Annotated in this window: 16 protein-coding genes; 8 read left to right on the top strand and 8 right to left on the bottom strand. The window is 46.4% G+C overall.

Annotation, left to right across the window (positions count from 1 at the left end; all coding sequences use genetic code 11):
- The first annotated feature begins 571 nt into the window (after positions 1-571).
- Positions 572-1,681, top strand: a complete 1,110-nt coding sequence (locus RIG66_RS16185; protein WP_446379721.1) for a leucine-rich repeat domain-containing protein — start codon at positions 572-574, stop codon at positions 1,679-1,681.
- Positions 1,682-2,152: 471 nt separating this feature from the next.
- Here RIG66_RS16185 and RIG66_RS16190 read toward each other — a convergent pair whose 3' ends face one another.
- From RIG66_RS16190 to RIG66_RS16200, 3 genes are all read right to left on the bottom strand, one after another.
- A complete protein-coding gene (locus RIG66_RS16190; RefSeq protein ID WP_446379723.1) occupies positions 2,153-3,946 on the bottom strand; it encodes a ribonuclease J in 1,794 nt (597 codons plus the stop codon).
- Between the two features lie 623 nt (positions 3,947-4,569).
- Entirely contained in the window at positions 4,570-5,454 is an 885-nt protein-coding gene (dapA, locus tag RIG66_RS16195) for a 4-hydroxy-tetrahydrodipicolinate synthase (protein ID WP_446379725.1), read from the bottom strand.
- Between the two features lie 155 nt (positions 5,455-5,609).
- The gene (locus RIG66_RS16200) at positions 5,610-6,653 is read right to left on the bottom strand and encodes an aspartate-semialdehyde dehydrogenase (RefSeq protein ID WP_446379727.1); all 1,044 of its coding nucleotides are present in this window, start codon (positions 6,651-6,653) and stop codon (positions 5,610-5,612) included.
- Positions 6,654-7,317: 664 nt separating this feature from the next.
- Between RIG66_RS16200 and tig the strand changes: the two genes are divergently transcribed.
- The 4 genes from tig to RIG66_RS16220 all read left to right on the top strand — a co-directional run bounded on the left by tig (position 7,318) and on the right by RIG66_RS16220 (position 11,955).
- Entirely contained in the window at positions 7,318-8,781 is a 1,464-nt protein-coding gene (gene tig / locus RIG66_RS16205; protein WP_446379729.1) for a trigger factor, read from the top strand.
- Between the two features lie 219 nt (positions 8,782-9,000).
- A complete protein-coding gene (clpP, locus tag RIG66_RS16210; protein WP_446379731.1) occupies positions 9,001-9,726 on the top strand; it encodes an ATP-dependent Clp endopeptidase proteolytic subunit ClpP in 726 nt (241 codons plus the stop codon).
- 10 nt (positions 9,727-9,736) lie between these two features.
- The gene (gene clpX, locus RIG66_RS16215) at positions 9,737-11,077 is read left to right on the top strand and encodes an ATP-dependent protease ATP-binding subunit ClpX (RefSeq protein ID WP_446373989.1); all 1,341 of its coding nucleotides are present in this window, start codon (positions 9,737-9,739) and stop codon (positions 11,075-11,077) included.
- A gap of 35 nt (positions 11,078-11,112) precedes the next feature.
- Positions 11,113-11,955: an alpha/beta fold hydrolase gene (locus RIG66_RS16220; RefSeq protein WP_446379733.1), complete on the top strand. Its 843-nt coding sequence runs from the start codon at positions 11,113-11,115 to the stop codon at positions 11,953-11,955.
- Here the strand turns inward: RIG66_RS16220 and RIG66_RS16225 are convergent.
- Both RIG66_RS16225 and RIG66_RS16230 read right to left on the bottom strand, forming a co-directional pair.
- Positions 11,944-12,549: a Uma2 family endonuclease gene (locus tag RIG66_RS16225; RefSeq protein WP_446379735.1), complete on the bottom strand. Its 606-nt coding sequence runs from the start codon at positions 12,547-12,549 to the stop codon at positions 11,944-11,946. The genes RIG66_RS16220 and RIG66_RS16225 overlap by 12 nt on opposite strands.
- Before the next feature lie 301 nt (positions 12,550-12,850).
- Entirely contained in the window at positions 12,851-15,370 is a 2,520-nt protein-coding gene (locus RIG66_RS16230) for a tetratricopeptide repeat protein (RefSeq protein ID WP_446379791.1), read from the bottom strand.
- Positions 15,371-15,949: 579 nt separating this feature from the next.
- Here RIG66_RS16230 and RIG66_RS16235 point away from each other — a divergent pair.
- Positions 15,950-16,501, top strand: coding sequence for an REP-associated tyrosine transposase (locus RIG66_RS16235; RefSeq protein WP_446379737.1), 552 nt, complete (start codon positions 15,950-15,952; stop codon positions 16,499-16,501).
- A 209-nt stretch (positions 16,502-16,710) separates the two neighbouring features.
- Here the strand turns inward: RIG66_RS16235 and RIG66_RS16240 are convergent, their stop codons facing one another.
- Both RIG66_RS16240 and RIG66_RS16245 read right to left on the bottom strand, forming a co-directional pair.
- Entirely contained in the window at positions 16,711-17,712 is a 1,002-nt protein-coding gene (locus tag RIG66_RS16240; RefSeq protein WP_446379739.1) for a caspase family protein, read from the bottom strand.
- Positions 17,713-17,785: 73 nt separating this feature from the next.
- Positions 17,786-18,430, bottom strand: coding sequence for a type I restriction endonuclease (locus RIG66_RS16245; RefSeq protein WP_446379741.1), 645 nt, complete (start codon positions 18,428-18,430; stop codon positions 17,786-17,788).
- A gap of 215 nt (positions 18,431-18,645) precedes the next feature.
- On the opposite strand from RIG66_RS16245, the gene RIG66_RS16250 reads away from it, so the two are divergent.
- Both RIG66_RS16250 and RIG66_RS16255 read left to right on the top strand, forming a co-directional pair.
- Entirely contained in the window at positions 18,646-18,891 is a 246-nt protein-coding gene (locus tag RIG66_RS16250) for a UPF0175 family protein (RefSeq protein ID WP_446379743.1), read from the top strand.
- Positions 18,888-19,088 (top strand): hypothetical protein, encoded by a 201-nt coding sequence (locus RIG66_RS16255; protein ID WP_446379745.1) that lies wholly within the window; start codon positions 18,888-18,890, stop codon positions 19,086-19,088. Before RIG66_RS16250 ends, RIG66_RS16255 begins: the two co-directional genes overlap by 4 nt.
- Positions 19,089-19,117: 29 nt before the next feature.
- On the opposite strand, the gene metH is transcribed toward RIG66_RS16255, so the two are convergent.
- Positions 19,118-22,696 carry a methionine synthase gene (gene metH / locus RIG66_RS16260; RefSeq protein ID WP_446379747.1) on the bottom strand — a complete coding sequence of 1,193 codons (3,579 nt, stop codon included), beginning with the start codon at positions 22,694-22,696 and terminating at the stop codon, positions 19,118-19,120.
- Between the last annotated feature and the right edge of the window lie 18 nt (positions 22,697-22,714).

The following is a 22,714-nucleotide window of genomic DNA, read 5'->3' on the forward strand; positions in this document are numbered from 1 at the left end:
AAAACTGGGTTATATAGGCTGCTCTAATCAAGGAGCAGCGCATCTTAAAAGTAGAATTTATAAAACGTGACTAGATTGTCAGTCAATAGACTAAGACAATTGATAAAAAAGCTGATAATTGTTGCTTTGTCCCCATTATTAAAGCTAGAGTACTGATTTTCATGTTGCCAGAGGCTGAACTTGGGGGCATCCGTAATCTAACTGAAGTTCAGTTCACTCGCAGTAGCGGTGTCCGTGACACCACTTATAAGAATAACTCATTGAGGTGATTAAGTTAACTGATATATGAGGAAGCGATCGCAAAATCTTCGGGATTACTCTGGCTATCGGCGATTCATCGGTATCCGCTCCATGGGGTCAGGTTGTCTCTGCTCAATCCCCTGTCTGGTAGTCAGTCATCTGCGATCGGCAAAGGAATGCGATCTTTTGCATAAACCTGAAATCGAGAGGCAATAAGCACGATGGCTACACCGATACAGACACTGAGGAAGAATGAATCTAAAATCAGTAGGTTTGGATCGCCGAAACCTTTGATATACCGTAGGGTGGGCAGTGTCCACCAGCCTTAACCATGAAATCGACTAACGCCGTTGTTCTGATCACAAGTGTATTCATGTTCAGTGTCTGGGGATGGGGAATCACTCAAGCCGCCGAACCTAGTCTGGGGAGTTCTTTTCGGGATTTTTGTCTTCAGAAAACCCGATTGTCAGCCGAGACGAGAAAAACAGTAGAGGTACTGTTAGAAGCTGCAGGCACGAGTGATTGTGAGTTAGCTGCCGAGAATCTGTCAAGTCGTACTGAGCTTTACCTAGACAGAACAGGAATCAGTGACCTGAGTCCTTTATCGGGACTGACGAATCTAAATTGGCTTCAACTTATTAACAATCAAATCACCGATATCAATCCTCTAGCCAGACTCACTAACTTGGAGGTGCTTTACCTAGATTACAACCAAATTACGGATATCAATCCTCTAGCCGGACTCACTAACCTGGATACACTTGTCCTTAATCAAAACCAAATTACTGATATTAGTCCTCTCGCCGAACTCACTAACCTTCAGACACTTCAACTCATCAACAACCAAGTGAAAGATATTCGTCCTTTAGTCGGACTAACCAGCCTGAGTTGGCTTCTACTCGATGACAACCAAATCACCGACATCCATCCCCTAAAAGAACTCAAAAACCTGGAGACAGTAGTCCTTAACAACAACCAAATAGCTACCGTCCATCTCGTGAAACTCACCAACTTGAAAGAGCTTCACCTTAGCAATAACCAAATCACCGATATCACGTTAGCAGAACTTCCCAATCTTTATTGGCTTAGTCTTAATGATAATCAAATCAAATATGTTAGCTCTCTAGCGGGACTCACTAACCTTCAGACACTTCAACTTAATGATAACCAGATTGCAGATATTAACCCACTAGCGGGACTCACTAATCTCAAGTGGCTTGCTCTCAGTGGAAACCAAGTTACAGATGTTAACCCGCTAGCGGGACTCACAAATCTGGGGATGCTTCTGCTCAACAACAATCAAATTAAAGATGTCAGCCCTCTATCAGAACTAACAAATCTGACGATGCTTTTTCTTGAAGGCAATGAAATTGCTTCGGATAGCTCCGCTAATGCACAACCAACTTGCCCAGTCAGTCCCCCAGATATTTGCAAATTCTGAAAACGTAGCAAGAGTGGTATTTTGATGCAACTAATAAATTAACTATTCAATTACAAAGACTATAGCGAAATGTCTAATCAAAATGAAGTTGTTGAGAACCTGAAGGGATTTATGTTACTTCTCCTCTTTCATTTCATAGCTGGATTGATTATCTTTGCCCTTGGCTAGTTTAGCGCCGGAAACTATACCCATTTGTTCGTGTGGATAATTGGTGCGATGGGCTTCTTATTCTGGCAGTTGCTTTACGTCATCCCTCTGATTATTTGGCTCAAGCACCGGAGAAAAATGGGGATGATGAAAGGTGTGATTATTGGTGCAGTATTAACCGCACTATTGAATGTATCTTTATTGTGGTAGATGATCAAAGATTTTGCAATGGCTCTAGCGTACTTGAACAATTTAACGCAGCTTGATGGCATTCTATAAACATTGTAGAGACGTAGCATGCTACGTCTCTACAGCCGAAATAATCTAAGAAGCCGCCTTAGCTGCTGTACGCTGGCGACGACGTCCTACCCGTTTCACTTGGGGTTCCTCTGGAGTTTGTAGTAAGAATACTACGAGAGGACGACTTTGCAGTTCGCGGCGAGTTAACCGTTCTAAATCTCCCTCAATTTTCTGTTGCAATCCTGTCCAGTCAACTTCTGGTTGTTTTTTGCCATCCAATGACTTGGCAAAGTCTGTCCACTGCTCACTCAATGTCCGCTCAATCCGCTTAATCACTAATTGTTGAAGCAAGGATTTCTCCACACTAGCCACGACACCCCGCAGGTGAATTTCGGGTTGGGCGAGGAGTTTACCCTCCCAACTTACGGCGGTGGCGACAGTCACTACCCCATCTCCTGCAAGCTGCTGACGTTCTTTGAGGACTTCATGATGCACGATACCGGAGCGATCGACTAACTCAATACCGGAGGGGACTTGACCGACAACACTAATGCTATCTTCGGTTAATTCCACCACATCTCCGTTATTGGTAATCACGATATTTTCTGCCGGGATACCCATCTTTTGCGCCATTTTGCCATGTTGGATCAGCATCCGATGTTCCCCGTGAACGGGCATGAAAAACTTGGGTCGGGTTAAGGCAAGCATTAGTTTATGATCTTCTTGAGCGCCATGACCCGAAACGTGAATCCCTTGATGGCGTCCATAGATCACGTTTGCCCCTTGCATCATCAGGCGATCGATGGTGTTTACAACCGCGATCGTATTTCCGGGAATCGGATTAGCGGAGAAGACAACCGTGTCACCCTCTTGAATTTTCAGTTTCCGGTGTTCCCCTTTGGAAATCCGGGTGAGAGCAGCTAAAGGTTCACCTTGAGATCCAGTGGTGAGAATTAATACTTTTTCTGGGGGTAAACTGTTGGCGGCGTGGAGTGGCTCGAATAAGCTATCGGGACATTTTATATACCCCAGATTACGAGCTTGGGCGATAACATTGAGCATGGAACGCCCGACAACAGACACCACTCGGTTTTGTTTTTGTGCCAGATCTAAGATGAGTTGCACTCGATGAACTGATGAGGCGAATGTGGTGACCAGTATTCGTCCCGGTGCTTGAGAGAAAATACGATCCAGATTGGGATAAACAGACGCTTCAGATGGAGTGTGTCCGGGAACTTCGGCGTTGGTGGAATCGCTGAGGAGACAAAGGACACCTTTTTCCCCATGTTCGGCTAATCGTTGAAAATCAAAGTATTCACCATCGACCGGGGTATGATCGACTTTGAAGTCTCCGGTGTGGACAACGATGCCAATGGGGGTGTGAATCGCGACGGTAAAACTATCGGCAATCGAGTGAGTGTTGCGAATATATTCGACCATAAAGGACGAACCAATCCGCACCATATCGCGAGGACTCACGGAATTTAACTTCGTGCGATCGCTAACTCCAGCTTCCTCCAGTTTGCCTTTCAGCAGCGCCATCGCCAGTCTAGGGCCGTGAATGACGGGAATATCAAATTGCTTCAAGTGATAGGGAAGTCCACCAATATGATCTTCGTGACCATGGGTGACAATCATGCCCTTGATTTTATGGCGATTTTCCCGTAAATAGGTCATATCGGGCAGCACGATATTAACCCCGTGCATTTCATCATTGGGAAATCCTAATCCTGCATCCAAAAGGATGATTTCGTCATTGAACTCGAAAATGCAGGTATTTTTGCCAATTTCATGCAGCCCACCTAAGGGAATAATTTTTAGAGCGGGTGAAGATTTTTTGCTAGTCAATTTGCCTCCTTTGAGAGTTCTATTACTCATTAATTACAACGTTAAACCTGAATTGAAAATTGCCATTTCTTAGGAAATAAAATTTTGGCAATAAACTTGTCTTATTTAATCTAGACTAACTCAACTTTGTCAGAAATGGTAGCTTTTTTTATTTGAGTTATAGCGCTACGCGCTAGGCAATAGGCAGTAGGCAATGGGTAATAGTGAACAAAAAAGCTTACCTTACAAGAGCTTGAGCGATTTGAATTTTTCTTCATTTGTCCTCACTAGAGTGCGTACTGCTATATAAGTGAACCTATCGGAAAGAAAAAACATAATATGTGATCCATCATTGAGAACGGCTATAAAAATCCAGACAACAAAGACCACGAAGTTACCATTCAAAATGGTATCCTTGGCTCAATGCCTGCTGTCATTAATTCAACTTGACTCACAAGTTTTATTAAAAAACCGAGCTGGTTTCTAGAGTTTATCGATAAAAACTAGGGAATTTTCGATAAATTATCTCTCTAGCACCTCAATGGGCAAGGAGCAGATAATAGGCTACTTTAGCCCAAAAATCAAGAGTAGTTCATAGATAAATGTTTCGCTGTATTTATTTTACGGGAAATTTAACTCTCCTATACATCTACATCAACAACATGAATGGCAATTTAAAGTAAAGAAAGGTCTTGGAGAACCGTCTTGACTTGTTGTTCCAATTCCATCGGCAGCTCACTCAAGGGTGGACGCGGTGAACCGACGTCCCATCCTTGAAGTTTTAATGCGGCTTTGAGTGGAATAGGATTGGCAGTACAAAACAAGACTTTAAATAACGGAAAAAGCTTTAAGTGAATATCTCTGGCTAGGTCAGTTTGACCCGCTTGGAAAGCCTGGATCATCTGCCGGAGTTCTAGACCAACGAGATGGGAGGAAACACTGACGACTCCACTTGCCCCTAGTGCTAATAAGGCTAAGGTAAAGGAATCTTCTCCTGAGTAAATGGCAAAATCAGGTGGCGTCAGACGCCGTACTTGACTGCCTTGCTCGAAGCTACCACTCGCCTCTTTAATCGCTACAATATTGGGAATTTCCGCTAAACGGGCAACAGTTTCCGGTTGGAGGTTTTGACCCGTGCGCGTTGGTACATTGTAGAGCATCACAGGCAAGTCAGGGCTGGATTTAGCAATTGCCTGGAAATGATTATAGAGTCCCTCTTGTGGGGGTTTATTGTAATAGGGAACAACTTGTAATGAACCATCTACCCCTAGTTTAGCGACTTTTTGGGTGGCTGCGATCGCTTCTTGGGTAGAATTTGACCCTGTGCCAGCAATTACCTTGGCTTTTCCCGCCACCGCTTTTTGCACCACCTGAAATAACTGAGACTCTTCATCCCATGTCAATGTCGGGGATTCACCTGTTGTACCACAGACGACGACGGTATCGGTACCCTGTTCCACTAAATGAGCCGCTAATTTCTCAGCAACCTGATAATTCACACTGCCGTCTTCTTTAAACGGCGTAATCATTGCCGTTAATACACGTCCAAAATTGACCACCCTTATTTCACTCCTCTTTGGTCGTTAGTCATTGGTCATTGGTCATTGGTTATTAGTCATTAGGGATAGAGCTAAAATCAACTCTGAACTAACGACAATAGACACACAACAGCTTTGCCACAGGATAGAACAAAGGACATAAGACCAATGACAAATTAATAAGCCATCATTGCTGTTGCTGGCTTTAACCAATTTCGTTCCACCAACAACTCGGCAATTTGTACCGCATTCAAAGCTGCCCCTTTGCGAATTTGGTCACCACTCAACCAAATCTCTAATCCACCGGGATGAGACAAGTCTTGTCGAATTCGCCCCACCAGTACATCGTCCTTACCCGTAGCATCTATCGGCATCGGAAAATAATTTGCCTGCCAATCTTCCACCAGTTGCACTCCCGGCGCATTAGCCAGTAGATCCTTGGCTGTGGCGACAGACATGGGTTGAGCAAACTCTAGATTAATCGCTTCTGAGTGAGCTCGCAGCACAGGAACTCGAACACAAGTTGCGCTGATGCGGATCTGGGGATCGTTGAAAATCTTACGGGTTTCATTGACCATTTTCATCTCTTCCTCACAATATCCCTGATCATTCAAGGGAGAATTGTGTGGAAACAGGTTAAATGCCAAGGGGTAGGGAAAGCTTTCCGTTGGTGGTGTTTGCTCCTGCAAAATGGCTTGAGCTTGGGCTTTGAGTTCTTCCATCGCCCGTCTACCTGCACCGCTAGCTGATTGATAGGTAGCCACGACAATTCGTTGGACAGGTTGCACCTGATGCAGGGGCCAAACGGCTACTGCCATTAATATCGTCGTGCAGTTGGGATTGGCGATAATCCCTTTATGCTTCGCCGCCGCTTCCGGATTGACCTCGGGAATAACCAGGGGGACGTCAGGATTCATGCGAAAAGCGCTGGAATTGTCAACCACCACAGCTCCCTGCTCAACGGCTTTAGATGCCCAAGCTTTGGATGTTGACCCCCCAGCCGAGGCTAAAACCAAATCCACCTCTTTAAACGAATCCTCCCCCACGGCTTCCACCGGTAGGGATTCGCCTCGAAACTGGAGAGTCCGTCCCGCCGAACGGGGTGAGGCTAAAAGCTTTAAATGGGTAAGGGGAAAGTTACGGCTTTCTAATAATTCCAGTAACTCGGCGCCGACTGCACCCGTTGCGCCCAGTATAGCAACGCGAACTTGACTAGACAAACGATCTACCTCCAATTTTTTAACACATCGATTCTGTGGACAGTGACTTAACGTCGCCAAAAAAACAATTAAATTTTCTTAAGCTTAAAACATTATTTAAGGGAAATATGTAATCTATATTCTGACAAAATCCATAAGATTTGAACAAATGCAATTCTTGTCTTGTGATAACACGACGATCCTAGGTTTGCGCCAATTGACTGAGATATTACCGTTGGCTTGCCCTTAACGGGACAAATTAACGATAACAGTTCTCGTTCGGAGTTGATGAGTAGGCAGCTCAATTCATATCCTGGCTTCTAGACGTAGCTGGCTACGTCTGCTGGAACAGGCAGTCCAAGTTCTCCTGGCTTCGACAGTGGAAACCTTTTGCCTAGCCTAGCTGGTTTAGGGGTAGATTCGCTGCTGTAAACGTTCTGAATGTACTATCATCAGATACGGAAACCCCGCCCGACCGACTCAATCTATGTCTCTTTTATACCCTGAAACAATGACTAGAACTCAAAATAACTCGTTGTCAGACTAGCATATCATGAGGTGTTTGGATTACCCTCTAAAAGAACTCGATGATCACAAAGCTGTTGATCTCACGCTCTACTGTTGAGTGAGCGTGATGCATCCCCCCGAAAGAGCTAAAATTCAGTTGTCTCCAAAATAAGCGTCAATGAAAGTTACTCAGGAAAAACTCCCCAAGAGCCAACTCGGTCTGGAAATTGAAATTCCTGCCGAAACGACCAAGAAGGTCTACGAGAAGGTCGTGCAAAATCTTGCCCGCTCTGCCAACATTCCTGGGTTTCGCAAGGGAAAGGTACCGCGTCAAATTTTGCTCCAGCGTCTAGGTCCTGGACGGATCAAAGAAGCGGCGCTGGAAGATTTGGTACAAAATAGTTTACGAGACGCCCTGAGCCAAGAAACCATTGAGGCACTGGGCAACTACCAGCTAGTTTCCACCTTTGAAGAACTACTGAGTCAGTTCCAGCCGGGACAACCGTTAACATTCTCGGCATCGGTGGATGTGCCGCCAGACATCAATTTGGGAGACTACGGGAATCTCAGTGTTCAAGCTGAAGAAGTAACACCCGATCCTGACGCGGTGGATAATTTCTTAGCAGAACGCCAGGTTCAGCATGCCACGCTGATTCCCGTCGAATCGCGCCCCGCTCAAATGGGTGATGTGACGGTTGTGGATTATAAAGGTCGTTTGACACCTGAGGGAGAGGAAGCCGTTGATATTTCTGGCGGTGAGGCGACTGACTTTCAGTTAGAACTCGAAGAAGGACGATTTCTGGCTGACATTGTTCAGGGAATTGTGGGCATGACACCGGGGGAAACCAAAGAGGTGTCGGTGACATTTCCGGAGGATTATCCACGAGAGGATTTAGCCAACCAGAGTGCTGTCTTTACCCTTACCCTCAAAGAACTCAAGGAAAAAGAGTTACCGGAACTCGACGACGACTTCGCCCAAGACATTAGCGAAGAGGAAACCATCAGCGAATTGCGCGAATCCTTGGCAAAACAATTTGCTGAAAAAGCTGAGCAAGAAACCAAAACGAATAAGGAAAACGCTCTGATCGAAGCGCTGGTGGCACAAGTTGAGATTGACCTACCCGAAACCCTGATTGGGCAGGAAATTCAAACGATATTAACCCAGACGGCGATCCAGATGGAAAACTATGGGATGGATCTGCAGAAAGTGTTCACAGCGGAAATGATGCCCCAACTGCGTCAGCGTTCCCGCCCTGATGCGATCGCCCGCCTGCGCCAATCCCTTGCTCTTGAAGAACTGGCGAAACGGGAATCCCTGACCGTGGATGATGAACAGATGGATGCCAAATGTCAGGAAGTGATGAAACAATTGGCAGGGCAAGATGTCGATCCACAACGCTTGCGGGAGTTCGTCAAGTCGGATTTGCTCAAAGAGAAAGCGATTCAATGGTTGGAAGAACACGCTACCATTGAACTGGTTCCGGAAGGCTCACTAGAGACCGAAGAAACAACGGATACACCGGAAACTGGCTCTGAGGCAAGTGAAGAGACCGCCGCTCAACCTGAAGCCACGGCTGATCAGGAAAGCGAGGAACCATCACCCACCCCTGATGCTTCTGAGCAAACGGCAGCGAACGAATAAACGTGGGGGTTGGGGAGTTAACCCAGAACAAGCCGGAGCGATCAGTCTTGGGCAAAAGATTTAATCGCCATCTTCAGCACTTATTGATGTTGCTAAGGCATAATGGTAACTAGAAGTTAACGTGGGTAACTCCCGCCCAAGGCTTCCGGAGAACATCTGTGTTCAAACCTGCCGGGAAAACCATTCATTTGTTGACACAAATACTTTAATCCTTGTTCTATGCTGCAATCCCAGTTCCCTGACTACTCATTTACAAGCTGGAGTTCCCCGGAAATTTACTCTGTTAGTACAAATAGTCATTCAAATTCAAGCAACATCGTCCCGATGGTGGTTGAACAGTCTGGCGTAGGGGAACGGGCGTTTGATATCTACTCGCGGCTGCTGCGGGAGCGGATTGTGTTTCTGGGAACAAGAATCAATGATGTAGTGGCTGACTCGATCATTGCCCAGCTTTTGTATTTAGAAGCCGAAGATCCAACCAAGGATATCCAGCTTTACATTCACTCCCCCGGTGGTCCCATTCTTGGACTTGGGGGAGTGATTGCAGGAATGGCGATCTACGACACGATGCAACAGATTCGCCCCGATATTGTCACCATCTGTTTTGGTGCGGCGACGGATATGGGCGTGATTCTACTAACCGGGGGAACCCCTGGAAAACGCATGTCCCTGCCCAATGCCCGGATTATGATGAGTCAACCCCTAGGCGGTGCCCAGGGACAAGCCGTTGACATCGAAATCCAAGCCAAGGAAATTTTATATCATAAGAATCAGCTCAATGAGCTAATGGCGTATCATACGGGTCAACCTTATGAAAGAATCGCCACGGATACTGAGCGCGACTTTTTTCTGTCAGCAGCGGAAGCCAAAGAGTATGGTTTAGTAGACCAAGTTATCTCGCGAGAAAATCTCAAGAGCGAAGCCACCGTCACTTCTATTAAGTAAGAGGCTCCTTATGTCTAAATACGACTCCCATCTAAAATGTTCATTTTGTGGCAAGTCTCAAGAGCAGGTTCGCAAGCTAATTGCGGGACCGGGAGTCTACATTTGCGACGAATGTGTAGATTTATGTAACGAAATTTTAGATGAGGAGTTGCTTGATTCCAGCGCTCCGGCTCCCCAGCAAGTCCCCCGCTCGGAACCCCCACAAAAACGTCGCACTCGGGCATCCGGTTTGTCACTGAATCAGATTCCTAAACCTCGGGAACTGAAAAACTATCTTGACGAACATGTCATCGGTCAGGACGATGCGAAAAAAGTCCTCTCCGTGGCTGTTTATAACCACTATAAGCGCCTAAGTTTTCTTGAAGCCAAGGCAAAGGGCAAAGCTGGGGCAGATGATGCGGTGGAACTGCAAAAGTCTAATATTTTGCTCCTCGGACCTACGGGTTGTGGTAAAACCTTACTGGCGCAAACATTAGCGGCTGTACTCGATGTCCCCTTTGCCGTTGCCGATGCGACAACGCTGACGGAAGCGGGTTATGTGGGTGAAGATGTTGAGAACATCTTACTGCGGCTGTTGCAGGTAGCAGATTTGGATGTTGAAGAAGCGCAACGGGGAATTATTTATATCGATGAAATTGATAAAATTGCCCGCAAGAGCGAAAACCCTTCGATTACGCGAGATGTTTCTGGGGAAGGGGTTCAGCAAGCGTTACTGAAGATGCTTGAGGGAACCGTTGCCAATGTGCCACCTCAGGGCGGACGAAAGCATCCCTATCAAGACTGCATTCAGATTGATACAGGCAATATATTATTCATTTGTGGTGGTGCCTTTGTCGGTTTAGAGAAGGTGATTGAACAGCGTTTTGGTAAGCGCTCAATCGGCTTTATTCAGCCGGGAGAAGGTCAGTCCAAAGAAAAACGGGCGGCGGATTTACTGCGGCATTTAGAACCCGATGACTTAGTGAAGTTCGGGATGATTCCGGAATTTATCGGTCGTATCCCCATCGCGGCGGTGGTTGATCCCTTGGATGAAGAAGCTCTGATCGCGATTTTGACCCAGCCGCGCAATGCTTTGGTGAAGCAATATCAGAAGTTGTTGAAGATGGACAATGTGCAGCTTGGGTTTACCGAAGACTCGCTGCGAGCCATTGCCCAAGAAGCTTATCGGCGGAAAACAGGAGCGCGAGCGCTGCGGGGTATTGTGGAAGAGTTGATGCTAGAGGTGATGTACGAGTTACCTTCGCGCAAGGATGTGACTCGCTGTACGATTACGCGGGAAATGGTAGAGAAACGCTCGACAGCCGAACTGTTGCTGCATCCGTCATCCTTACCCAAACCAGAATCGGCATAAACTTTTATCAGTGGTGGTATCAAAACGAATCAAGAATGCCTCTAGTTAACGTTCGCGGCGTCGATCATTACTACGAGTGGATTGCTACGTCTCAGCCCTTGGATGATAAGCCTGTCATGGTGTTCATTCATGGGTGGGGCGGTTCTGCTCGGTATTGGCAAAGTACGGCTGAAGCGCTGTCGGATCAGTTTAATTGTTTGCTTTACGATTTGCGCGGATTTGGGCGATCGCGACTTCCTGCAGAACCGGTTGGGTTACTCTATGAAATGGAGGACTATGCCGAAGATTTGGCGATATTGTTAGAGAAACTCGCCCTCAAGCGCGTCTATATTAATGCTCATTCCCTGGGCGCGTCTGTGGCGACAATGTTTCTCAACCGCTATCCGGAGCAAGTGGAACGGGCAATTTTAACTTGTAGCGGTATTTTTGAATACGAGGAAAAATCCTTTGCCGCGTTTCATAAGTTTGGCGGTTATGTGGTAAAATATCGCCCCCGTTGGTTTTTACGCATTCCCTTTGCCGGGGCGTTGTTTATGGCGCGATTTTTACATCGTCCCCTACCGGATACCATAAGTCGGGCATTTTTAGAAGATTTTATCATAGCGGATTATGATGCTGCATTGGGGACGATGTTAACGTCGGTGAGTAAGTATGCGGCGGAGGTAATGCCATCGGAATTTGCCCAGTTAACGGTACCAACGTTATTAGTGGCGGGGGAATATGATCAGATTATCCCCTCTGTGTTGGGACAACGGGCAGCCGCGTTGAGTGAAAAGGTGGAGTATTGGGAAATCCCCGATACGGCTCATTTCCCGATGTTGGAAGCCCCTGATGTTTATCTTCAAGGGGTGCGGCAATTTTTAAAGTTAAGCCGATGACGATTTAAGGGCGTTGCGAAACTCTTTGGCTGCCTCCAACCGAGAAGTCTGAGCCATCAACACGCAACGGGTGAGCAAGTCAATACTCAGCGTTGCCAGTTCGGGAATTTCGCTGCGGGTGATTTTTTCGTACTGATTATTCCGTAGGCGATAGAGGCTAAATAAACCATCTTGCCAAAACCAGACTTCTGGTACTCCTAATGCCTGATATCGCTTCAGTTTGTTCGTATCCCCACTGGTGACTACAACTTCGATAACGAGATCGGGAATGGGTTTGGATGAACCAAAACAGTAAGATTCATCGGCTTGAGCAGAAACGACTCCTTCTCGCTCTTGAGTCATGGAACCCGTGGGTTCAAATTCAATGGCGTTTTCTAGGCAAAATAACCCGATTAAAAAGCCAATGAGCCGACTAAACATTTCATGTTCGCGTCCCGGCATAATAATTTCAATCGTGCTGTTATAGTAAGCCAGTCGAATACCCGGAGAGTTGGCAAAACCAGCCTGAATTAGCTTGAACTGTTCCCAGGTAATGCTGGAATACACAATACGTTGATCGGTGGAAGGTGGAGTAAGTAGGGAAGCTTGGGTCATAGACGTACTATCACCGGGCGAACATTGTATGATTTTATGATAACCAAGGAAGGATGTTGGACTGGAATAGAAACGTGCGATCGCACTTCAATCACTCCATTGGTGAACTCGTAGGGTGCGTTAACGAAGTAACGCACCGAACCAACCATCAGAACTCCTAGGGTATGTTAACGAAGAACCCCTTTTTTGCCCTGGCGACTAGAAGTCGCAGCTACACAAACAAAGTCCGCCTGCGCGGACTATCTTAGCTTACTCCCTTCCCACTATAAGATTAGGTACTGTTAAGGGCTGAAATACCTATTCAGGGAGAATGGCGTAATTTATCGCGCAGGAGTTGCAGATTCTTACGGAAAGTGACAGTATTGGGATGATTAGAGCCTAACGTGCGATCGACAATGGCTAAAGCGTCTAGATAAAGAGGTTCAGCTTCCTCATAGCGTCCTTGAGATTTGTAAAGTGCTGCTAAATTATTCAGACTAGAAGCAACATCGGGATGATTATCTCCCAGCAGGCGTTTTCTCAGGGCTAAAGCTTCTAGAAAAAGAGGTTCAGCTTCCTCGTAGCGTCCTTGAGAATCGTAGAGAAATGCTAAATTATTCAGGCTAGTGGCGACATCGGGATGATTTTCTCCCAGCAGGCGTTTTCTCAGGGCTAAAGCCTCTAGGCAAAGAGATGCAGCTTCCTGGTAGCGTCCTTGAGAATCGTAGAGAAATGCTAAACCACTCAGGCTAGTAGCAACATCGGGATGATTTTCTCCCAGCAGGCGTTGTTTCAGTGCTAAAGCCTCTAGGCAAAGAGATGCAGCTTCCTGGTAGCGTCCTTGAGAATAGTAGAGTCCTGCTAAATTATTCAGGCTAGTAGCAACATAGGGATGATTATCTCCCAGCAGGCGTTTTGTCAGTGCTAAAGCCTCTAGATAAACAGGTTCAGCTTCCTGGTAGCGTCCTTGAGAATAGTAGAGTCCTGCTAAATTATTCAGGCTTTGTGCGATATCTGGATGATTATCTCCCAGCAGGCATTTCCTCAGTGCTAAAGCATCTAGAAAAAGAGGTTCAGCTTCCTGGTAGCGTCCTTGAGATTTGTAGAGTCCTGCTAAATTATTCAGGCTTTGTGCGATATCTGGATGATTATCTCCCAGCAGGCGTTTGTACAGCGCTAAAGCTTCTAGATAAACAGGTTCAGCTTCCTGGTAGCGTCCTTGAGATTTGTAGAGTCCTGCTAAATTATTCAGGCTAGCAGCAACATGGGGATGATTGTCTCCCAAACGTTGGCGAATGACTGATACACAATCCTTACACCAAGGTTCAGCTTGATTATAGAGTCCTTGACCTTTATAAAAACAAACCAAACCAACAAAAGGCACAATTAAATCATTATCCGTCAACCAGTCTTGTTGACTCGTCGCCGCTTCTGCAATATGAGGAATAACCGGATTGACTGCTTTAATCTCTGCCAATGTCGGCGTCTCTGGAATTCCCTTAGCTTCCCCTACCATCACCCGACAAAATTCCCGCTTCAACTTATCCGCTATCTCTGACGCTTCCCGCTTACTGATCAAAAATTCCCGAATTAACGGATGTAATTGATACAACTCCTTCCCTTGACGCTGCACTAAATGCAGATTCACCAAGCCATAATCCCTAATTTCCTCCAACTCCTCCTCATCCATTTCCGCCAAACACCCCTCCACCAATCGCCAGGGAATTGGCGTAGCTGCAAATAAACTTAACCCTATCCCCAATTCCCGCGCTGACTCATCTAATTCTTGCCAACTCAACTCAAACGCATCTCTTACCCCCAATTGCGCCGTCATATCAGCCTCTGACTTCGGCTTTTTCAGCGCTAACTGTTCCAACCGTTTCGCCTGCAACCGAGATAACATTTCCTGTAACGATAAATCCGGTTTTCGTCCCAAATATCGCCCCACCAACTCCAAACCTAAAGGCAAATAGCCCAACCAGCGACAAAGTTTCCGCCCTTCCCAGGGTTCCTGTTGCAGCCGTTCTCGTCCAATCAGCGATTCTAACAACGCCAGTGCTGCTCTCGGTTTCAGCACATCCAGGGGTAACTGACGAATCGACGCCCCCAAATCTAACCGCGTCGTGATGAGCATCCTAAACCGAGAAGCATCCGAGGGCAAATACTGCCGCACCTGCTGATAATCCGTGACATCATCAATAATAATCAGCACCTGTCCCAGCGGTACCCAATTTCGCCAGCAGTACCCCACCTGAAGCGGTAACTCTAACCCCTCTGGAATCGATAAAGGTAAATAAGTTCTGGCAAATTGGACAATCTGAATCCCTAAATCCACACCTCGCCCATCCAACCAGCACACCCCACCCTCATACACCGATTCCGGCGGAACATTTTCCCGATGGGAATAGCGCCTAGCATATTGCAGCGCCAACTCCGTTTTCCCCACACCTCCCATCCCCGCCACCGCAGAAATAGCAACCTGCTGATTATCCTGTAACTGTTGATGTAGCGTAGCCAGGGCGGATTCTCGTCCCACAAACTGAACCACACCACTGAGAGGAAGATTCTGGGGAATGCCTGTGGGTTGAGGCTGAAGCTCTGATATTATTTCTTGTAAGATTGCCTTAATCGTCTCGGCATCAGCACCGTAATAGGTAGGATTAATTTGAATATCCCCAGCCTGACCAATGTGACCGATATTAATATTGTGATCCCCCTCTTGCGCCACAATCTGGTCACCGCGAACAATCACCGCATCCCGCAGCGCGACAATATCGGCTTCAGTGTAGGAATGGGTAGCGACTCGATTAAGAATAGCCTGTAATTGCTCAATCTTAGTCATCAGAACTCGTAGAACCCGTAGAACCGTAGAACCGTAGGGTGCGTTAGCGACAGCGTAACGCACCGAACCCACCATCAACCATCAAAACCCGTCGGATACCTTAACAAAATAACGCACCGAACCAATTACCAGAACCCGTCGGGTACCTTAACAAAATAACGCACCGAACCAACCATCAGAACTTGTCGGGTACGTTAACAAAATCACACACCGAACCAACCATCAACCATCAAAACCCGTCGGATACCTTAACAAAATAACGCACCGAACCAATTACCAGAACCCGTCGGGTACCTTAACAAAATTACACACCGAACCAACCATCAGAACTCGTGGGGTACGTTAACAAAATTACACACCGAACCAACCATCAGAACTCGTGGGGTGCGTTAACAAAATCACACACCGAACCAACCATCAGAACTCGTGGGGTGCGTTAACAAAATCACACACCAATGATGGGTGTACAGGTGCGTTACGCTGTCGCTAACGCACCCTACAAACCTACAAACCCTACAAACCCTACAAATAGATATCATCGGTGGTATTTTAAAACAAACAACTCACCCCAGAATACCCATGCCTAACTACCGCCGAACCAAACATCCTGGTGGTACTTATTTTCTCACCCAAGTCACACATCATCGTCAACCTTGGCTAATCAGCGATATCGCACGACTTGCACTCCGCACGGCAATCACCCATGTTCGTCAAAATCATCCCTTCACCATCAACGCCTTTGTACTTTTACCTGATCATTTTCATTGTTTATGGACATTACCAGCAGGAGATAGCGATTTATCAACTCGACTGCGATTAATTAAAACCTTTGTGACTAAACGATACGGCAACCAATTGGAAATTTATGCCGATATTTCTGCCTCTCGACAAAAACGACAAGAATGCAATCTATGGCAAAGGCGATTTTGGGAACATCTGATTCGGGATGATAGGGATTTTGCTAATCATTGCGATTATATCCATTACAATCCGGTGCGACATCAATTATGCCAGAGTCCGCAGGAGTGGCAATTTTCAACGATTCATCGATTTGTCACTCAAGGTGTTTATCCGCCTAATTGGGGGATGAGTGAAGTTCCAGAGATGTTTAACAGTATTTGGGATATATAGTTACGCTGCTAAAAATGGTGCGTTACGCTGTCGCTAACGCACCCTACGATTTTACAATTTTACTTAAAAACGGTGCGTTACGCTGTCGCTAACGCACCCTACGATTTTGCGATTTTGCGATTTTGCGATTTTGCGATTTTGCGATTTTGCGATTTTACGATTTTACGATTTTACGATTTTACGATTTTACGATTTTACGATTCTACGAATTACGAAGTCTTCTCTATCTTAATCTCTCCTGCACGGGCAATATTCCCGAAATTAATAGTACCTGAACCCGAACTATCAACGGTTTGAGTTCCTGACGCTATAGCCACATCTCTACCTGCGATAACTCTGCCCATCGTCTCAGCCACATCCGCTTCTACCGCTTCCCATCCATTCTCCGGTAAACCTTTACCTCCCCGCAATAATGACACGGCAAAATCCTCGGTGGCTAAATCAAAGAAAGGGATTTGTTCTTGCTGATACTCGTACTGCACCGTTTCGGGAACCGCTTTCCCCAAATAATTCATCAAATTCGACACCCGCACCACTGTATCTCCCGGTTGATTCCCCGCCCCTTGCAGCGCTTCAATTAAATGATAGGTGTAGACACTCATCGCCCCATCCCCACGAATCCAAGACGACTGTGTGCCTCTCGACGACGTAAAAACTACCCGCCCTTCCCCCTGTTTCAGTTCCGCAATAAACTGTTTCGGTAACGCCGTCTGTGTAAAATGTGTGGGCAGTTTAATTGGTACAATTTTATCCTTTGCTGTCGCCATCCCTTGAGCATGACAACTATCAATAATCACCAGCAATCGTTTGGCAGAAATCTGGCGTAGTGCTTCCGTAAAGGCTTGAGCAGACACCGCCGAGTCTGGGATATCCACGGCTTCAATATCATGTTGAATTAAGTAGTATTCACCCGTCGATTGATCCAGCCACCCATGACCAGAATAATAGATAATAATTGTCGCCTCAGTATCCGCCGCCGCTTGTTCTTTCAGCCAGGTTAATCCATCAACTATTGCCTGACGGGTTGCCCCAGCATCATACAATAAACGGATATGCTGTTCATCATTCAGATACCCACAAAGATTCGCGTCAGTGAGAATTGAGTGAATGGCGTGCATATCCTTTACCGTCACCGGGAGTGACCATTTCGGGTAAGCGGATTCACCTACACCAATGAGTAAAGCGTAACCATGAGAGAATATATTGGTCATTGATTAGTTGTTGAAGTACCTGGATATTCCATTTATTTACAGTTTAAAAGAGATTATTGCCAAAGGAACGGTTTTATGTCTCAATGGCTTGACCAATGCGCTTTAAAATTCTCAGCACATCATACAGACGATTGCGTAACGGTACAGGCGAAAATATATCCGAAACATCATATTGCGGCGTACTTTGTCGAGATGCCTTCACAAACATAATCTCATTCCCGTTTGTTACCATGCCAAATACGGCTTTATCCGACTGGGGATTTGCCATCATATAGGCTAGGGTTTGAGGAATGGCTGACATCACCGAAATCGTTGTCCGTTTTGACTCCAACAGCGTTACCCAAAACCGATTTTGCACGACTAATATATCAATTCGACCCCGTAAGGTTTCAATCTCTTTATCTTCTTCATCTAAAACAATCTCAACTGATGCCTCGCCCCGCATTTTGAAAGGAGGATCGTAAAAATTTGCTTTTTCTAATAACGGCGAACCCAGCAACAGCGTTACCGTTCCTTCAGTGAGATGTCCATCGGTTAGATGATAAAGGTATCGGCGTCGAATTAAATCCAGAGATTCTTGTTCCACATCGTTAATCTCTGGCAAATCCTCATACCATTCGGTGAAAAATTGCTCATCTTCCGTGCGCCGGAGATGAAAGCGATTTTCTACATCGGCTAAGGTTTTAATTGCATCAGTAATGGCTCGTTGTTGTACCATGTTTTAACGAATTGACTCCATCTCCCAAGGATAGCAAAAGGCAAAAGTCACTTGTGGGGGTGGATGCGAGCCACTAACGTAATCACAATCATCTAAAATCTAGATAAAGCAGTGCTGGCGATCGCAGGGTTCGGTTGCCGGAACAAGATTAGGTTAAGTATCCTATCTATCACGTTTTCAACCCATATTGACATAGCGGCGAGGAGAGTGAATCAATGAGTTTAGTGATTCCCGATGATTTTCTGCAAGTGGCACGTATGTCTGAAGCGGATCTTAAGTTAGAAATTGCTATCTTGCTCTTTCGACAGGACAAGATTACGCTGGGTACAGCGAGTCAATTTGTGGGGATGAATCAACTCGAATTTCAGCGAATTTTAGGTCGCCGCCAAATTCCGATTCATTATGGTGTTGAGGACTTTAGGCAAGATTTGAGAACTTTGGAGGCAAACGACTGGCGATGATTGTTGTCAGTAATACCTCGCCTATTTTTTATCTTTCTACTATTGGTCAGCTTGATTTGCTGCGTCAACTTTACAATGAAGTCGTGATTCCCATAACAGCTAGTGTTGGTGCGTTACGCTTCGCTAACGCACCCTACAATCTACAATTTTACTTAAAAACGGTGCGTTACGCTGTCGCTAACGCACCCTACAATTAAGGTGGAATTAAGGTGGAATTAAGGTAGAATTAAGCGCTGAAATATTTGGCTACGGGGTGATAGGTAACGATCGCGGTGGTTGATTGTTCGGGATACAGTTGTTCACTTTCATCCATGTACAGGTTGATGCGATCGCACTTCAGTAACTCCAGTTGCTTGTACTGATCCTCGATATTCGGACAAGCGGGATAGCCGAAGCTATAGCGCGAACCTTGATATCGTTGCGCTAAGACATCCCGAATCGTGTCTGGTTCCTCCCCAGCCAAGCCTAACTCCCGGCGAATTCGGGCGTGTATCCATTCGGCTAAGGCTTCTGCCATTTGCACCGCTAACCCATGATAGTAGAGATAATCGGTATATTGATCCGATTCAAATAACTGCTTGGCGTATCGGGTAGCGACTTCCCCCACTGTTACCGCCTGCATCGGGAAGACATCGATAATTCCCGAATCTTTAGGCGCGAAGAAATCAGCAATACATAGACGCCGCCCCGATTTTTGGCGCGGGAATTTGAATGTGGCAATGGGTTCCCATTTCTCTGGATGTTTCTCACCCTCTTGATTCATCAACTCCGGATCGAATAGATGCAGAGAGTTTCCTTCCGATTGGCAAGGAAAATAGCCATAAATAATTTGCGAGTGCAACAAGTTTTCCGCCACAACCCGCTGTTTCCAGTCGTCGAGAATCGGATACACCGTCTCTTCCAGAAACTGATTATACTCCTCACGGGATTGGTCTTTCGGTTTGCGGAACTGCCATTGTCCGGCAATTAGCGCCTGCAAGTCTAGATACCAAAATACCTCATCGATGGGAATATCTTCCGGTTCCAGAATCCGAGTTCCCCAAAAGGGCGGCGTTGGGCGATTAATCTCTACGGTGATATGTTCAGAACGGCGGGTATCTTCTACCTCTGGAACCGATTGTTTCGCCGATGACTGCGGCTTCTCTTTCTTCTGATCAGATTTACCGTTTTCTGAGGGCTGATTGCTGCCATTGGGACTGTCATCTACTTCATCTAAGAAGCCTTTTAAATCATCCCACTTTTCACCAGCTTTAGCGGGCATTAGTTTATCCATGAAGTGTAAGTCGGAAAACGCATCTTTGCCATACACGACTTTGCCTTGATAGGTATTCTGACAATCCTGATAGACGAACTTCGGCGTTAATGCTGCACCGCCTAAAATAACCGGAACCGTGATTCCCTTTTCGTTAAACGTCTCCAGGTTATCTTTCATAAATGCCGTAGATTTGACCAAGAGTCCACTCATAGCAATACAATCGGCATTATGCTCTTTATACGCCTCGATGATATTGTCTACGGGTTGCTTAATTCCCAGATTCACCACCTTATACCCATTATTGGTGAGGATGATATCCACCAGGTTTTTACCAATATCGTGAACATCCCCTTTCACCGTAGCAATTACCATGATTCCCTTGGCATTATTTTCCCCGTCTTCTTTTTCCATATACGGTTCTAAATACGCCACCGCTGCTTTCATGGTTTCGGCGGATTGTAAGACAAAGGGGAGTTGCATTTGTCCGGAACCAAAGAGTTCCCCGACAACTTTCATTCCATCTAAGAGGAAGGTATTGATAATGTCTAAGGGTGCGTAGGTTTCTAAGGCTTTTTCTAGACTCTTATCCAAGCCAATCCGTTCTCCGTCGATGATGTGGCGCTTGAGGCGTTCTTCAATTGGCAGATTTTCATCCACTGTGCGATCGCGCTTCGTGGTTTTGCCTTCAAATAGCTGAGTAATCTCCCCTAACGGATCATAGGTGCAAATGTCGCCATCAAATTCCCGTTGATCATAAATCAGTTTCCGGCAAATCTCTTGATGATCGGGTTCAATTTTGGCTACGGGTAAAATCTTACTGGCGCTAACAATCGCCGCATCTAACCCTACCGCCATGGCTTCATGGAGGAACATGGAGTTCAATACCACCCTCGCGGCGGGATTCAGTCCAAAGGAGATATTAGACACCCCCAAAATAATATGACATCCGGGTAATTCTTCCCGCATCCGGCGAATGGATTCAATGGTGGCTTTCCCGTTGCTTCTGTCTTCTTCAATCCCCGTCGAAATCGGTAACGCCAGGGGGTCAAAAAAGATTTCATGGGCGGGAATTCCATAGTCTATGGCTTGATGATACGCCCGTTGTGCGATCGCGAATTTTCGGTCAGCGGTTCGCGCCATCCCCTCTTCGTCTATCGTCCCGACAATCACACCCGCGCCATACTGTTTCGCTAAGTCTAAGACTTTCAGGAACCGTTCCTCCCCATCTTCATAGTTGGTGGAATTGAGGATACATTTCCCTCCGGCGACTTTTAACCCCGCCTCCATCTTTTGCCATTCCGTGGAATCCAAAACTAGGGGTAAGGTAACATTGGTGACTAAACGGGAGACCAATTCATGCATATCATGTTCGCCATCCCGTCCCACATAGTCCACATTCACATCCAGAACATGGGCACCTTCGCGTACCTGCGCCCTAGCTAAGGCGACTAATCCATCCCAGTCTTCTTCATTTAATAAAGTACGGCATTTTTTCGAGCCACTGGCATTTAAGCGTTCACCGACAATTAAGAAGGAGTTATCTTGTTCGTAGGGTTGGGTGGAATAAATCGAAGCAGCGGCGGGTTCGTATTCGGGATGACGTTCTTTTGGCGTCAGGGTTTGGGCAATTTCGGCTAATTGTTGAATATGTTCCGGGCGAGTACCGCAACAGCCGCCAATTACCTGTACTCCCAAATCTTCAATAAAATGCATTAACGCCATCCGCAGTTCCATCGGCGTTAACTTATAATGGGCTTTCCCACCGACATTTTCCGGTAACCCCGCATTGGGGATACACGACACCACAAACGGCGAATGCTGGGACAAATATTTGATATGATCCTTCATGCGATCGGGTCCCGTGGCGCAGTTGAGACCGAGAATATCAATGGGATAGCGTTCCAAAATCGCCAGGGCTGCACCAATTTCGGTTCCCACCAGCATCGTTCCCTGAACTTCCACGGTTACCGATACCATAATCGGACGGCGTTCCCCTTTTTTACGAAACACCTCTTCCACCCCATTCAGTGCGGCTTTAATTTGCAGCACATCCTGACAGGTTTCAATAATGATTAAATCGACACCGCCATCGTAGAGTCCTTCAGCTTGTTCAGCAAAGGCGGCTTGGATTGTGTCAAAATCAATATGCCCTAATGTGGGGAGTTTCGTTGTGGGTCCGATGGAACCCGCGACAAATCGGGGTTTTTCGGGTGTGGAGAATTCCGCCGCCACTTTTTTGGCGAGTTCGGCTGCGGCTTTATTCAGGGAATAGGCTTGATCCGCTAAATCATATTCTGCCAGAACAATCGACGCCCCCCCAAAGGTATCCGTTTCAATCACATCCGCCCCGGCTTCCAGGAAACGACGATGCACTGTCGCCACGGCTTCGGGTTTGGTGTGAACCAGATACTCATTACATCCTTCATATTTCGCCCCACCAAAGTCTTCAGCGGTGAGGTTTTGGGTTTGCAGGTTTGTCCCCATGGCACCATCGAAGACGAGAACCGGGCGTTGGGGACTATGAAGGCGAGTTAGGAAGGCACTGTTCATAACTGTCTTGGCAATCTG

Origin of the sequence: Coleofasciculus sp. E2-BRE-01, assembly GCF_040221695.1 — a bacterium.
In the GTDB taxonomy this organism is placed as follows: Bacteria; Cyanobacteriota; Cyanobacteriia; order Cyanobacteriales; family Coleofasciculaceae; genus Coleofasciculus.

Excerpts from the sequence above, each read along its gene's own strand:
- RIG66_RS16185 (WP_446379721.1), top strand. The coding sequence starts at position 572 with ATGAAATCGACTAACGCCGTTGTTCTGATCACAAGTGTATTCATGTTC.
- RIG66_RS16190 (WP_446379723.1), bottom strand. The coding sequence starts at position 3,946 with ATGAGTAATAGAACTCTCAAAGGAGGCAAATTGACTAGCAAAAAATCT.
- tig (WP_446379729.1), top strand. The coding sequence starts at position 7,318 with ATGAAAGTTACTCAGGAAAAACTCCCCAAGAGCCAACTCGGTCTGGAA.
- clpP (WP_446379731.1), top strand. The coding sequence starts at position 9,001 with ATGCTGCAATCCCAGTTCCCTGACTACTCATTTACAAGCTGGAGTTCC.
- clpX (WP_446373989.1), top strand. The coding sequence starts at position 9,737 with ATGTCTAAATACGACTCCCATCTAAAATGTTCATTTTGTGGCAAGTCT.
- RIG66_RS16220 (WP_446379733.1), top strand. The coding sequence starts at position 11,113 with ATGCCTCTAGTTAACGTTCGCGGCGTCGATCATTACTACGAGTGGATT.
- RIG66_RS16225 (WP_446379735.1), bottom strand. The coding sequence starts at position 12,549 with ATGACCCAAGCTTCCCTACTTACTCCACCTTCCACCGATCAACGTATT.
- RIG66_RS16230 (WP_446379791.1), bottom strand. The coding sequence starts at position 15,370 with ATGACTAAGATTGAGCAATTACAGGCTATTCTTAATCGAGTCGCTACC.
- RIG66_RS16235 (WP_446379737.1), top strand. The coding sequence starts at position 15,950 with ATGCCTAACTACCGCCGAACCAAACATCCTGGTGGTACTTATTTTCTC.
- RIG66_RS16240 (WP_446379739.1), bottom strand. The coding sequence starts at position 17,712 with ATGACCAATATATTCTCTCATGGTTACGCTTTACTCATTGGTGTAGGT.
- RIG66_RS16245 (WP_446379741.1), bottom strand. The coding sequence starts at position 18,430 with ATGGTACAACAACGAGCCATTACTGATGCAATTAAAACCTTAGCCGAT.
- RIG66_RS16250 (WP_446379743.1), top strand. The coding sequence starts at position 18,646 with ATGAGTTTAGTGATTCCCGATGATTTTCTGCAAGTGGCACGTATGTCT.
- RIG66_RS16255 (WP_446379745.1), top strand. The coding sequence starts at position 18,888 with ATGATTGTTGTCAGTAATACCTCGCCTATTTTTTATCTTTCTACTATT.
- metH (WP_446379747.1), bottom strand. The coding sequence starts at position 22,696 with ATGAACAGTGCCTTCCTAACTCGCCTTCATAGTCCCCAACGCCCGGTT.